11 protein-coding genes are annotated in these 12,916 nt (G+C 71.1%); 8 read left to right on the top strand and 3 right to left on the bottom strand.

The genetic code is table 11. The features are described 5' to 3' along the window. Positions 1 to 19 precede the first annotated feature (19 nt). The 3 genes from ABIE38_RS11375 to ABIE38_RS11365 are packed head-to-tail and all read left to right on the top strand — an operon-like array spanning position 20 to position 2,044. A complete protein-coding gene (locus tag ABIE38_RS11375; RefSeq protein WP_354056331.1) occupies positions 20 to 916 on the top strand; it encodes a LysR family transcriptional regulator ArgP in 897 nt (298 codons plus the stop codon). 34 nt (positions 917 to 950) lie between these two features. Further along, positions 951 to 1,589, top strand: a complete 639-nt coding sequence (gene pth / locus ABIE38_RS11370) for an aminoacyl-tRNA hydrolase (RefSeq protein ID WP_354056329.1) — start codon at positions 951 to 953, stop codon at positions 1,587 to 1,589. Continuing rightward, complete coding sequence (locus tag ABIE38_RS11365) at positions 1,586 to 2,044, top strand: DUF1990 domain-containing protein (RefSeq protein WP_354056327.1); 459 nt, start codon at positions 1,586 to 1,588, stop codon at positions 2,042 to 2,044. Before pth ends, ABIE38_RS11365 begins: the two co-directional genes overlap by 4 nt. Positions 2,045 to 2,085: 41 nt before the next feature. On the opposite strand, the gene ABIE38_RS11360 is transcribed toward ABIE38_RS11365, so the two are convergent. Further along, entirely contained in the window at positions 2,086 to 2,556 is a 471-nt protein-coding gene (locus tag ABIE38_RS11360; RefSeq protein ID WP_354056325.1) for a DUF6508 domain-containing protein, read from the bottom strand. Positions 2,557 to 2,758: 202 nt separating this feature from the next. Here ABIE38_RS11360 and ABIE38_RS11355 point away from each other — a divergent pair, with 202 nt between their 5' ends. The 5 genes from ABIE38_RS11355 to ABIE38_RS11335 all read left to right on the top strand — a co-directional run bounded on the left by ABIE38_RS11355 (position 2,759) and on the right by ABIE38_RS11335 (position 10,610). Further along, positions 2,759 to 4,441, top strand: coding sequence for a peptide chain release factor 3 (locus ABIE38_RS11355; RefSeq protein WP_354056323.1), 1,683 nt, complete (start codon positions 2,759 to 2,761; stop codon positions 4,439 to 4,441). A gap of 159 nt (positions 4,442 to 4,600) precedes the next feature. Then, positions 4,601 to 6,226, top strand: coding sequence for a hypothetical protein (locus ABIE38_RS11350; protein WP_354056322.1), 1,626 nt, complete (start codon positions 4,601 to 4,603; stop codon positions 6,224 to 6,226). Then, complete coding sequence (locus tag ABIE38_RS11345; protein ID WP_354056320.1) at positions 6,223 to 7,485, top strand: MFS transporter; 1,263 nt, start codon at positions 6,223 to 6,225, stop codon at positions 7,483 to 7,485. The genes ABIE38_RS11350 and ABIE38_RS11345 overlap by 4 nt, the downstream gene beginning before the upstream one ends. Before the next feature lie 23 nt (positions 7,486 to 7,508). After that, positions 7,509 to 8,954: a GH1 family beta-glucosidase gene (locus tag ABIE38_RS11340; RefSeq protein WP_354056318.1), complete on the top strand. Its 1,446-nt coding sequence runs from the start codon at positions 7,509 to 7,511 to the stop codon at positions 8,952 to 8,954. A gap of 9 nt (positions 8,955 to 8,963) precedes the next feature. Then, the gene (locus ABIE38_RS11335) at positions 8,964 to 10,610 is read left to right on the top strand and encodes a serine hydrolase (protein WP_354056316.1); all 1,647 of its coding nucleotides are present in this window, start codon (positions 8,964 to 8,966) and stop codon (positions 10,608 to 10,610) included. Positions 10,611 to 10,631: 21 nt separating this feature from the next. On the opposite strand, the gene ABIE38_RS11330 is transcribed toward ABIE38_RS11335, so the two are convergent. Next, a complete protein-coding gene (locus tag ABIE38_RS11330; RefSeq protein ID WP_354056314.1) occupies positions 10,632 to 11,765 on the bottom strand; it encodes an AI-2E family transporter in 1,134 nt (377 codons plus the stop codon). Between the two features lie 54 nt (positions 11,766 to 11,819). Then, positions 11,820 to 12,863, bottom strand: a complete 1,044-nt coding sequence (locus ABIE38_RS11325; protein ID WP_354056312.1) for an enoyl-CoA hydratase/isomerase family protein — start codon at positions 12,861 to 12,863, stop codon at positions 11,820 to 11,822. Between the last annotated feature and the right edge of the window lie 53 nt (positions 12,864 to 12,916).

Raw genomic sequence — 12,916 nt, 5'->3', positions numbered from 1 at the left:
GTTACCATTAGCCTCACTTATGGACGCACTTCACCTGGACCAGCTGCGCACGCTCGTGGCCGTCGTCGACCTCGGCTCGTTCGACGCCGCCGCCGCCCACCTCCACGTCACGCAGTCCGCGGTGTCCCAACGGATTCGAGCCCTGGAGGACTCGGCCGGCCGCATCCTGGTCCGCCGGGACCGCCCGGTCACGGCGACCGACTCCGGTGAGACAGTGCTCCGGACCGCACGACAGATGCTCCACCTGGAGGAGTCCCTGTCCCGCGAGTTCGACGGAGCGGGCGCCCCGACAGAGCATGTGGTCCTGGCGGTGGCGTGCAACTCCGATTCGCTGGCCACCTGGTTCCTCGACGCCATGACCGAGGTCCACTCGTCGGGCCGGGTGGTCTTTGACCTCCGCCGCGAGGACGAGTCGCTGTCCTCCCAGCTCCTCCGGCGCGGCGAGGTGATGGCGGCGGTGACCAGTGAGTCCCGACCCGTCCAGGGGTGCCGGTCACTGCCACTGGGGTCGATGCGGTACCTCGCGTGCGCCAGTCCCGGTTTCGTGGCACGGCACCTGCGGGACGGTTCTCCCACGAACGCGCTGGGCAGAGCCCCCATCGTCGACTTCGATCGCAGCGACGCCCACCAGAACCACCACTACCGACGGCTGGCCCGCCGCGAACCGACCGGACCCCGACACTTCGTGCCCAGTTCGCACGACCATGTCCGGGCCATCGCCGCCGGGTTGGGTTGGGGCCTGGTCCCCGAGCGACTGGCCACACCGTGGCTGGTCTCCGGTGAGCTCGCCGAGGTCTCCCCCGACCGTCCCCTCGACGTGCCGCTGTTCTGGCAACACTGGAGACTCCAGTCCCCCGACCTTGACGCCCTGACCGCCGCAGTGCTCGAGACGGCCCGGGCCGAGCTGCAGGCCTGACGGCGCGGGCGGCGACCGATGGGAGCGCCGACCGATGGGAGCGCCGACCGACCCGGTCTGGGACCATGAGTCCGTGAGTACCGCTGACGCCCCCGGCCCCAGGCTCGTCGTGGGCCTGGCCAACCCCGGTCCCGACTACGAGGGCACCCGACACAACATCGGCTGGGACGTGCTGGTCGAGCTCGCCTCCCGCGCCCTGCCCATGCCGGCGACCTTCTCCACGCACAAGCGGACCAACTGCGAGGTCGCCCAGACGCGGTTGGCCGACCAGGCGGTGATCCTGGCCCGTCCGCGCAGCTACATGAACCTGTCCGGGGGCCCCGTCGCGGCGGTGGCGAAATACTTCTCCGTCGCCCCCACCGAGGTGATCGTGGTGCACGACGAGATCGACATCGACTTCGGTCAGGTCCGGCTCAAGCGTGGCGGAGGCGAGGGCGGACACAACGGCCTGCGATCGGTGACCAGCGCCCTGGGCACCCGCGACTACATCCGCGTCCGCGCGGGGGTCGGCCGGCCTCCGGGCCGCATGGCGGTGGCGGACTACGTGCTCAAGCGCTTTTCGAAGCTCGAGCAACCCGACGTACCCTTCCTGGTCCAGGACGCTGCCGACGCCGTCGAACTGCTCCTCACGCACGGGTTGGAGACCGCCCAGAACCAGGTCCACTCCGCGTGAGCCGTCCCCGGCGGCTGCGACGTGACGCCGTCCTGGGCGCCGGGGCCGACCTCTTCGACCGCGCGAGCCGCGCACTGATCAACTGGGACATGCATCGCCGCGCGGGCCTCGTCGTCGTCACCGACGGTCCTGCCACGGTCGGCCGCACTGTCACGCTCCGTCCGCGCACCGGGCCGGGGGCGTGGCTCAGGATCGCGGCACCGTGCGCGGTCACATCGGTGATCGACAGCCCCACCGCCCGCGGCTTCACCTACCGCGCGCTGCCCGGCCACCCCGAGGCCGGCTGGGAGTCGTTCCTGGTCGAGCACGACCCCGCCACCGACGTCGTGCGCCTGCGGATCGAGGCCGAATCCTCACACGCCACCCTGCTCGCGAAGGTGGGCGCGCCCGTCGCCCGCTTCGAGCAGAACCGGCTGACCCGCCGCTACCTCGCCGCCCTGAGAGAGCAGCACTGACGGGCCGGAGCAGGGGCGCACGGGGTCCTTGTCCGGGGCGATCACATGTCGTACAACTCTCGCAGCCGGTCGAGGAGCGACACGAGCGCGCCGTTCTCCAGCGACGCCGCGACCTCACCCTCGCTGAACCTCTCGGACCGCATCATCCAGGTGAGCAGCGCGACGGTCAGCTCCTCGTCGGAGTCCCGGGCCAGCGCTACGAGATCAGGGGCCTGGCTGCCTAAACCGTGCCCACCACGACGTTCCAGCGTCCGCCGGTAGTCGACATCGGTCAACGCTCCCCCGTTGCAGACCTCCATGACCTTCTCTGTATCGCGGTCGTAGATCGGGTAGCGAACGTTGATGGAGCCGTTCTCGTTCCGATCGCCCCCCGCCCACACGACCTCGCGGACACCACGCAACCGCTCGATCGCCGGGAGCAGGTCGCGCAGCGCCGACCTCCGCTCCTCGCGCCCCTGTGCCTCCTCGACTACCGAACCTTCGACTACCGAACCGTCCCTGCTCGCGCTCATGCCCGTCTCCGCTCCGGCGCGTCCGGCGACGCTGCCACTGCGCACCGTAGGCGCCGGGTCCGACAACGCGCCGTGCGTGACCTCGCCTTTCGTGCGCGCCCGCGGTCCCTGCGCGGTGCACCGGCGGATTGGGTGGTCGAACGCGGACGGACGTACCCTGGGAAGACGACGGCGAGGGCCGCCGGAGCACCGAGGAGGACGCGTGACGGAGACCGCCGAGGACACCGGGACGACCGGGCAACCCGCTGGTCCCGACAGGTCCGGGGCCCACACGGACGTACGCTCCGAGGTCGCCCGACGCCGCACCTTCGCCGTGATCGCCCACCCGGACGCCGGCAAGTCCACGCTCACCGAGGCGCTCGCCCTGCACGCGCGGGTCATCACCGAGGCCGGAGCGGTCCACGGCAAGTCCGGTCGCCGCGCCACCGTGTCGGACTGGATGGAGATGGAGAAGGCCCGCGGCATCTCGGTCAGCTCCACGGCCCTGCAGTTCACGTACAAGCCGGCCGGGTTGCCGGAGGACGACGAGCCGTACGTCATCAACCTGGTGGACACCCCCGGACACGCCGACTTCTCCGAGGACACCTACCGCGTCCTCACCGCGGTCGACGCCGCGGTCATGCTCATCGACGCCGCCAAGGGCCTCGAGCCACAGACGCTGAAGCTGTTCCGGGTCTGCAAGCACAACGGCCTGCCCATCATCACGGTGATCAACAAGTGGGACCGGCCGGGGCAGGCGCCGCTGGAACTGCTGGACGAGATCACCGAGCAGATCGGCCTGGTCCCCACCCCGCTGTTCATGCCGGTCGGCATCGCGGGCGACTACCGGGGCCTGCTCCGTCGCGGCCCAGACGGGGCACCCGAGGAGTACATCCACTTCACCCGCACCGCCGGTGGCTCGACCATCGCCCCGGAGGAGCACTACGAGCCCGCCGCGGCCGCCGACCGCGAGGGCGAGGTCTGGGAGACCGCGGTCGAGGAGTCAGAACTGCTCTCCGCCATGGGCCAGGACCACGATCAGGAGCTCTACCTGGCCGGCGAGACCAGCCCGGTGATCTTCGCCTCCGCGATGCTCAACTTCGGCGTCCACCAGATCCTCGACGCGCTGGTCGAGCTGGCCCCGCCGCCGCACGCATGGGACACCGTCACCGGTGCGCCGCGTGAGACCTCGGATCCGTTCTCCGCGGTCGTGTTCAAGGTGCAGGCCGGTATGGACGCCGCGCACCGCGACCGGCTCGCGTTCATGCGCGTGGTCTCCGGCGAGTTCGAGCGCGGCATGGTGGTCACCCACGCCCAGTCCGCCAAGCCGTTCACCACCAAATACGCGCTCACCGTCTTCGGTCGCGACCGCACCACCGTCGAGACCGCCTACCCGGGCGACGTGGTGGGCCTGGTCAACGCCACCGCGCTGGCCCCCGGCGACACCCTCTACACCGGTAAGAAAGTGCAGTTCCCGCCGATCCCCCAGTTCGCACCCGAGCACTTCGCCGTGGTCCGCGCGCAGTCGCTGGGCAAGTACAAGCAGTTCCGCAAGGCCATCGACCAGCTGGCCGCCGAGGGCGTGGTGCAGATCCTGCGCAACGACACCCGCGGCGACGCGAACCCCGTGATGGCGGCGGTCGGACCCATGCAGTTCGAGGTGGTGACCGCCCGCATGAAGACAGAGTTCAACGTCGAGGTCGTCGTCGACAACCTGCCGTACTCCATCGCCCGCCGTACCGACGCCGCCTCGGCCGACGAGCTCGGGCGCCAGCGCGGGGTGGAGGTGTTCCAGCGCACCGACGGCGAGCTGCTGGCCCTGTTCGGCGACAAGTGGCGTCTGCAGTACATCAGCAAGGAGATGGATCACCTCACCATCGAACCGCTGGTCGCCGACACCGCCTGACCCTCACGCCACACACGCCTCACCGCGCCGGGAAATCTCTGAACAACCGTCCAGAATTCGCCGGGATAGGGCTCGGAACGGCCGACCCTTGGTTAAGCTCCCTCTCACGCCGAGGCCCCCGCCGACCCCCGACGGGTGCCGTCTGAGAGGGGCACGGGCATGGGACGCAACAGTTCGAGCACGGGGAGAACGATCACCGGCGAGTGGCCGCGGGCCGCGTTGGCCCTCCTCATAGCGGTGATACTGGCCGTGCCGCTGGCCACCGCCCCGGCTCGCGCGGCCGGCCCGGTCAGGGGGATGGTCGACGCCCACGCGCACATCGCCGCGTCCCAGGCGTTCGGCGGCGCGCTGCGGTGCGGTGAGCCGTTCGCCCCCGGCGGGATGGCCCAGGCCCTGGCCGACTGCCCCACGCACTCGGACTTCGGTCACTTCTCACTGCTCGAATCGGTCCTCGGCGGTACCGCGGTCCCCGGCGGCACACAGGGGTACCCCTCCTTCGCGCAGTGGCCGGCCTACAACTCCCAGCTGCACGAGCAGGCCTACTACACCGGCATCGAGCGGGCGTGGCGGGGCGGGCTGCGGGTGCTCAACAACTACCTGGTCGCCAACCGTGTGCTGTGCGAGATGCTGATCGGCTCGCCCTACTCGTGTGACGAGATGGAGCAACTACGCCGACAGGTCGACTACATGAACCGGATGGAGGCCCACATCGACGCAGAGCACGGCGGCCCGGGTCGCGGATGGTTCCGGATCGCACGGTCGCCCGGCGAGGTCCGCGCCATCGCCGCGCAGGGCAAGCTCGCGGTGACGCTCGGTGTGGAGGCGTCCGAGCCGTTCGGCTGCCGGGTGGTGAACGACGTGCCGCTGTGTTCGGCCGAGGACATCGACCGCGGACTCGACGAGTTCGCGTCGTGGGGCGTGTCCACCGTGTTCCCGGTCCACAAGTTCGACAACGCCCTCGGGGGTGCCCGCATGGACGAGGAGCTGGCCGGGCTCGCGGTGAACGTCGGCAACAAGATCGGGACCCAGCGCTTCTGGGAGACCGAGCCCTGCACCGGCCCCGACGCGGACCACGAGCAGCCGATCGCCAGCACCCCGGTCGCGGACGGGCTCGCGGCGGTCACGGGGGGCGCCCCCGCGGGAGCGGCACTGCCGGTGTACCCCGAGGCGCCGCTGTGCAACGTCCGCGGGCTGACCCCGCTCGGCGAACACGCCGTCCGCGGGATGATGGCGCGCGGCATGGTGATCAACATCGACCACATGAGTGTCAAGACGGCCACCCGGACACTCGACATGGCCGCGGAGGCGGGTTACACGGGGCTGATCTCCGATCACACCTGGGCCACCCAGGGCATCACGCGTCGTATGCACGAGCAGGGCGGGTTCGTCGCCGCGTTCGCCTGGCCCGCCGACGCGACCGAGAGCTTCGACACCGGTTTCCTGGAGGCGTGGCGGGCCAACACCGCCGGCACGACCCGTCCGTGGGCCGGGTACGGCTTCGGGTCGGACGTCAACGGCCTTGCGCTGCTCGCCGACCCGCGCCCCAGCGCCGCCACCGACCCGCTGGTCTACCCGTTCACCGCCCTCAGCGGTGAGGTGATGGACCGGTGGCAGTTCGGCGACCGCGTCTACGACCTCAACGTCGACGGGGTGGCACAGTACGGGCTCTACGCGGACTGGGCGGCCGACCTCCTGCACCGGGCCGGACCGGACCGGGCCGAGCTCGAGCGCCAGCTCATGGGCGGCGCCGAGGCCTGGACGGCCAACTGGGAACGCGTGCGGTGACCCGACCCGCCGACCGCGTCGGCCCGCTGTGGATCCTGGCGCTCACGCTCGGCGTCGTGGCGGTGTTCGCCTCGTGGTTCGGCCCGCTGCAGATCCTCCTGCCCGTGCAGGCCGACAGGATCGGTGGGCCGGGTGGCCGGGAGGCCCTGCTCGGACTCGTCGTCGGGGTCGGGGCGGCCGTCGCCCTGGTGGCCAACCCGGTCTGGGGTCTGATCTCCGACCGGTGCCGCGCGGGGCTCGGCACGCGGATGCCGGTGGTGTACGTGGGCACGGCGATCGGCGTGACGGGCCAGGTGGTCCTCCTGACCGCCGACTCCGGCCCGGCCACGGTCGCGGGGTGGGTCCTCGTGCAGCTGGGGTTCAACGGACCGTTCGCGGTGTTGGCCGCGCTGATGGCCGATCGCGTCCCCGAACAGCAGCGCGGGGTGGTGGGGTCGCTGTTCGGGGTGGGCCAGATCGTCGGCGTGATCAGCGGCGTCGTGGTGGCGGAGTCCGTCGGTGGTGGCGCGACCGGATACCTGGTGCTCGCGGTGCTCACGCCGGCGCTGCTCTCGGCGATCGTGGTGGCGGGACGTGCGGCCCCGGTCGTCGCACCTGCCCACGCGGTCGCCGGCGGCGGCACGGGTGTCGAGGTCGGCGGCGGGACGGGGACCGATGCCATCGCACGTCCCGGTGTCGTCCTCGCGGACTTCCGTCCGACCCGCCAGTACGTGTGGGCGTGGCTGCTGCGGTTCCTCATGAACCTCACCAACGCCATCCTGCTGGTCTACCTGTTCTTCTTCCTCGACTCCGTGGTGGGGGCGCCGGACCCGGGCAACTCGGTCCTCATGGTCACCGTCATCACGCTCGTCCTGTCCGCGGTCTGCGCGGCGACGGCCGGGGCGTTCTCCGACCGGCTCCACCGCCGTCGCGAGTTCGCCGCGGCCGGGGCCCTGATCACCGCCGGCGGACTGCTCGGCCTCGCGTCGTCCACCACCCTGCCCTCGGTACTGGCCGCTGCGGCCGTGCTCGGCGTGGGCTGGGGCCTGTTCATCGCGGTCGACATGGCGATCATCACCGGGTCCCTGGCGACCTCCGGCACCGCGGGCACCCTCCTGGGAGTGGCCAACATCGCCACCTCACTGCCGCAGGTGGTCGCACCCGCGATCGCAGTTCCCCTCGTCACCTCCGCGGCCGGATACCCCGCGCTCTACTGGGTCGGGGCCGGCATCGCCGTCGCCGCCGCCCTGTGCACCCTGCCGCTCCGCGGCGTCCGATAGCACCCACCCGGAAGGACCTTTAGTTGTCGACCCGAGACCCGATCCTGCCCCCCGGATTCCGCCTGGGCACGGCCACCGCCGCCGCCCAGATCGAGGGCGGCGCCGACGCCGACGGGCGTGGCCCGAGCATCTGGGACACCTTCGCCGCCGAGCCCGGCCGCATCCGCGGCGGCGACACCCCGGCCGTGGCGTGCGATCACTATCACCGACACGCCGAGGACGTCCGCGACCTGGCCGCCCTGGGCGTCGACGACTACCGGTTCTCGATCTCCTGGTCGCGGGTCCTGCCCACCGGGCGCGGGCAGGTCAACCGACCCGGCCTGGACTTCTACTCGCGGCTCGTCGACGACCTCCTGGCGGCCGGCATCCGCCCGGTGCCCACCCTTTACCACTGGGACCTGCCGCAGGCACTGCAGGACGAGGGCGGCTGGCTGAACCGGGACACCTCGCAGGCCCTGGCCGACTACACCGCCGTGGTGGTCGACGCCCTCGGCGACCGCGTCACCCGGTGGCTCACGCTCAACGAGATGAACGTCCACACCCTCTACGGCCACGGGCTCACCGACCACGCGCCGGCGCTCGGGATGGGACTGGACTGCCTGCCCGTGGCCCACAACCTGCTCCGCGCGCACGGCCTGTCAGTCGGGGCGATTCGTGCCGCCGGCCCCCGGCACGAGGTCGGGGTGGTCCAACAGCACTTCCCCGTCATCGCCGCGACCGACTCCCCGGAGGACGTCGAGGCCGCCGAGATGTTCCGCATCCTGACCAACTGGCTGTTCTCCGATCCCGTCCTCCGCGGCGCCTACCCGGAGGACTGGGTGGCCGAGCTCGTCATGACCACCGCGGGCCTGACCGCCGACCAGCTCGAGCAGGACCTCGTCGTCATCGCCAGCCCCCTCGACCACTACGGCGTCAACTACTACGAACCCACGGTGATCGAGTCCCCGCGCCCCGACGCCGACTACTCGGGAGTGCTCGAGGTGGACTTCCCGGAGGACATGCCGTTCCGCCCGGTGCGGATCGAGGGGGTCGAGCGGACCGACTTCGACTGGCCCGTCGTGCCGTCGGGGCTCACCGACATCCTCGTCGCCCTCCACGAGCGCTACCCGGGACTGCCGCCGGTGACGGTGACCGAGAACGGGTGCTCGTACCACGACGGCCCCGGAGCGGACGGCGCGGTCCACGACGAGCGCCGGATCGACTACCTGCGCGTGCACCTGGCGGCCGTGGTGGATGCGATCGAGGCCGGCGTGGACGTGGAGGGCTACTACGTGTGGTCGGCGATGGACAACTTCGAGTGGGCCGCCGGGTACGCCGAGCGCTTCGGCCTGGTCCACGTCGACCACACCACCCTGACGCGCACCCGCAAGGACTCCTGGTACTGGTATCGCGACCTGATCGCCCGGCACCGGGAGCGAGTCGCGGGGAATGGTCCGACACGGGCCTCCGGGGCAACTCCGGCGGTCTAAGCTGGGCGGATGACCACCGATTCGGCCACCGGGCGCCGTCGAACTCTGGGCCTTGCCAGCGTGTGCACCGCCGTCGCGCTCCTCGGATCGGCGTGCGGGACACCGGTGGCCACACCCGGCCCCGACGAGAGTCCGGCCGCATACTCGGGGCTCGAGGTGAACGAGGACCGGATCGACTACGCGATCGGCAAGGTCACCGACATCGTCGAGGAGGAACTCGACGCCTCCGGCATCCCGGGCGCGGCCGTGGCCGTGGTGCACGGCGGCGAGGTGGTCCTCGCGGAGGGTTTCGGCGTCCGGGACACCAGCACGGGCGCCGAGGTCGACGCCCGGACGGTCTTCCCGCTGGCCTCGATCTCCAAGTCGGTCAGCGCCACGGTGGTGGCGGCCGAGAGCGCCGACGGAGTGGTCGACTGGTCCACTCCCGTCAGCGAGTACCTGCCGTGGTTCGAGCTCTCCGACCCCCAGGTGTCCCCCCTCGTGACGGTCGGCGACGTCTTCGCACACCGCTCCGGGCTCCCCGAGCACGCCGGCGACGACCTCGAGGACCTCGGTTACGACCGACCCGCGGTCCTGCACGGCCTGCGCCACCTGCCGCTCACGCCGTTCCGGGCCTCGTACGCGTACACCAACTTCGGACTCACCGCGGGGGCCGAAGCGGTGGCGGTCGCGGCGGGGACGCCCTGGGACGAGCTGGGACGCGAGCGGATCTTCGACCCGCTCGACATGACCGACACCTCCTTCTCCCACGAGGAACTGCTCGAGCGGGACAACCGCGCGGTCGGCCACGTGCGCGCCGACTCCGCCGACTCCGCTGCCCGGGGCGACTCAGACGGGGACTGGGTTCCGGCCGATCCCCAGCGCGACCCGGACGCCCAGGCGCCGGCGGGTGGCCTGAGTTCGTCGGTGACCGACATGGCCGCGTGGATGGCGATGGTGCTCGACGACGGCAAGGGGCCCGATGGCACGCAGGTCGTCCCCGTCGAGGCGCTGCGCGAGGCCCTCACCCCGCAGATCGTCTCCTCGCCCCCGCGGGCCGCCGCGGACCGCCCCGGCTCCTACGGCTACGGGTTCAACATCGGTACCAGTTCCTCGGGTCGGGTCCAGTGGAGTCATTCCGGGGCGTTCGCGCTCGGGGCGGGCACCGCGATGCTCATGCTGCCCTCGCTCGACCTGGGGATCATCACGGTGACCAACGCCTCGCCGAGCGGGGTGGCGGAGACGATCAACGCCAGGTTCGCCGACTACGCCCAGTACGGCGACCCCACGCTGGACTGGCGGGACCTGTTCGGGGAGGCGTTCGCGCCACTGCTCGACCCCGTCGGAGACCTGGTGGACGCGCGTCCGCCCGCCGATCCGGCACCCCCGAGGGACCCGGCGGAGCTGATCGGGACCTACCGCAACGACTACTTCGGGACCCTCGAGGTCCGGGAGTCGCAGGACGGGCTCGAGATGGCCGTGGGCGGCGCCGCCGCCTGGCCACTCGAGCCCTGGGACGGCGACACGTTCGCGGTCGAGCCGCGGAGTGAGAACTGGCCGCCGGGGTCGCGGGGTTCGCTGACGTTCGACGACGACGAGGTCACCGTCGACCTCCTGGACGGCAACGGTCTCGGGACCTTCACCCGCGCGCCCGCCGGGGACGAACCCGACGACTGACCGGTCGCGCGGCGGTGGACGCTACGGCCCCGCCGCCAGCTTGCCGGCGCGTCGCCTGTCGCGTTTGGCATCGGCCTCGGGAGTGGTCATGAACGTCGAGAACCACGTCATCCGAGGGTCGGCGTCCACCAGGAAGGCCTTGACCGCGAGAGTCAGCGGCACGGCCAGGATCGCGCCCAGCGCGCCGGCCACGGACGCCCAGAACACCAGCGAGAGGAACGTGACGGTGGGGGTGAGTCCCACGGCGTCGCCGGTGAACTTGGGCTGGATGAAGCTCTGGATCACCAGGTTGACCACGCTGTAGATCACCACCACCCAGATGGCGTCGACCGGTCCCCCGGTCAGGAGCGCGAACAGCGCGGGCGGCACGAGGCCCAGGACGAAGCCGATGTTGGGGATGTAGTTGGTGACGAAGGCCAGGACGCCCCAGACCAGGGCCAGCGGGACCCCGATGATCATCAGTGCGATCACGTCGATCACCGCCACGATGAGACCGAAGATCGTCGAGACGATCCAGTACGACTTCACACCGTCGGTGAACGAGCTGAGGGCGTCCGCCAGCCTGGGCCGCTGGCGCGCGATCACCGCCCGACGGCGGGTGATGCCCGGGATGTCGAACACCAGGAAGGTCAGCGCGATCACCAGGACGGTGAGCTGCCCGCCCGCCGAGGACAGCTGCCCCGCCACGTTCTGGACGGTGCCGATGATCGTGCCGGGGTCCACGCCCGCCAGACTCGAGGAGACCTGGTCCTGACTCACCCCGAACCGGCCGAGGAACTCGATGGTCTGGCCGTAGAGCTCGACGAACTTGTCCTGGTACTGCGGGATCTCCTCGGCGGCGATCCACAGCGCCCACACGAGCATGCCGACCAGCGCGGCCAGCAGCAGGTAGAGCACCAGCAGGACGATGATCATCCCGCCCCACCTCGGCAGACCGGCGCGCTCGAGCAGGCGCTGCAGCGGCTGGGCGGCGATCACCAGGTTGAGGGCGAGGAAGGCGGGCATGACCATGTTCGCGTGCTGGGAGATCCCCCAGAGCACGACGAACGCGGCGGCCAGCGACACCACGGTGACGCCGGCGATCCCCCAGCCCTTGGGCTCCTCGTGCGGGGCGAGCACATCGGGTTCGCGCGCGCCGTCACCGGTGGTGGTCATGGCCCCTCCTCGACCCGCGCCCCGTGCGCTGGACGCCGATCAGAGTAGACCCTGTCAGCCCCCGGTCAGCGCCGAACGGATGGCGCCCACGTGAACGTCGTCGAGGTCGGCGGGGTCCCAGGTGGGATTGCGGTCCTTGTCGATCACCACGGCCCGCACGCCCTCGACGAAGTCCGGGCGGGCGGTGATCCATCCACCCAGCGCCAGCTCGTTGTCCAGGCACTCGCGCAGGTCGGTCGCGGCCGCCCCGGCGCGGAGCAGCTCGATGGTGGCGATGACCGAGGTCGGGCAGTGCGACCGCAGCATCTCGAGGGTCGAGGTGGCCCACTCGTCCTGCTCACCGGACTCCAGGGCCGCGACCATCTCCTGAACGGTCGCGCGGGAGAAGACGTCCTCGATCCGGTCGATGTGCTTCTCGACGGCGGACTTCCCCGCCCCCGAGTGCTCGAGACCGTGGCGCTCCAGGGCGGCGTCCAGGCCGTCGGACCCGATGGCGGAGACGAAGGCATCCCGGTCGGCGTCGTCGATCAGGTGGGTGGCCAGACCCGTGTAGAGGGCGTCCGCGGAGTTCATGCGCACCCCGGTGGTGCCGAGGTAGATCCCCACCGCGAGGCCCCGGGTCCCGCCGCCGCAGAGGCGGGGCAGGAAGTGGCTGGCGCCGACGTCGGGGATGAACCCGATCGCCGTCTCCGGCATGGCCATCATGACCTTCTTGGTGACCACGCGATGTGAGCCGTTGATGGAGATCCCGAGGCCGCCGCCCATCGCGACGCCGTGGATCACGGCGACAGTCGGTACCCGGTGCGTGTGGTACGCGAGGTCCATCGCGTACTCCTCGGAGAAGAAATCCCGGTTGGTCTGGTGCTCGCCGGCGGCCGCGGCGTCGCGCAGTGCGCGGATGTCGCCGCCCGCACAGAACGCCTTCTCCGAGGTACTGGTGGTGACGACGGCCTCCACTCCCGAGTCCTGCGACGCGGCATCCAGGGCGGAGTGCAGGGCCCGGCACATGGGCAGGTCGAGGGAGTTCAGTGCCTTGGGGCGGTCCAGGACGATGTGCTGCATCCGGCCTTCTCGCCGGGTGGTGACGAATTCGCTCATGCCCCCAGTGTGTCAGGCCGGCCTGTGCCCGTCGCAGAGATACTAGGAATTCC

Origin of the sequence: Dietzia sp. 2505 (assembly GCF_040546785.1) — a bacterium.
Classification (GTDB): Bacteria; Actinomycetota; Actinomycetes; order Mycobacteriales; family Mycobacteriaceae; genus Dietzia.
Note: the sequence above shows the minus strand (reverse complement) of the source record. Positions and strands in the feature narration are given on the sequence as shown.

Bases quoted from the DNA above. Each gene is read 5' to 3' on its own strand.
- ABIE38_RS11360 (WP_354056325.1), bottom strand. From the start codon at position 2,556: ATGAGCGCGAGCAGGGACGGTTCGGTAGTCGAAGGTTCGGTAGTCGAG.
- ABIE38_RS11325 (WP_354056312.1), bottom strand. From the start codon at position 12,863: ATGAGCGAATTCGTCACCACCCGGCGAGAAGGCCGGATGCAGCACATC.
- ABIE38_RS11350 (WP_354056322.1), top strand. From the start codon at position 4,601: ATGGGACGCAACAGTTCGAGCACGGGGAGAACGATCACCGGCGAGTGG.
- ABIE38_RS11330 (WP_354056314.1), bottom strand. From the start codon at position 11,765: ATGACCACCACCGGTGACGGCGCGCGCGAACCCGATGTGCTCGCCCCG.
- pth (WP_354056329.1), top strand. From the start codon at position 951: ATGGGAGCGCCGACCGACCCGGTCTGGGACCATGAGTCCGTGAGTACC.
- ABIE38_RS11375 (WP_354056331.1), top strand. From the start codon at position 20: ATGGACGCACTTCACCTGGACCAGCTGCGCACGCTCGTGGCCGTCGTC.
- ABIE38_RS11335 (WP_354056316.1), top strand. From the start codon at position 8,964: ATGACCACCGATTCGGCCACCGGGCGCCGTCGAACTCTGGGCCTTGCC.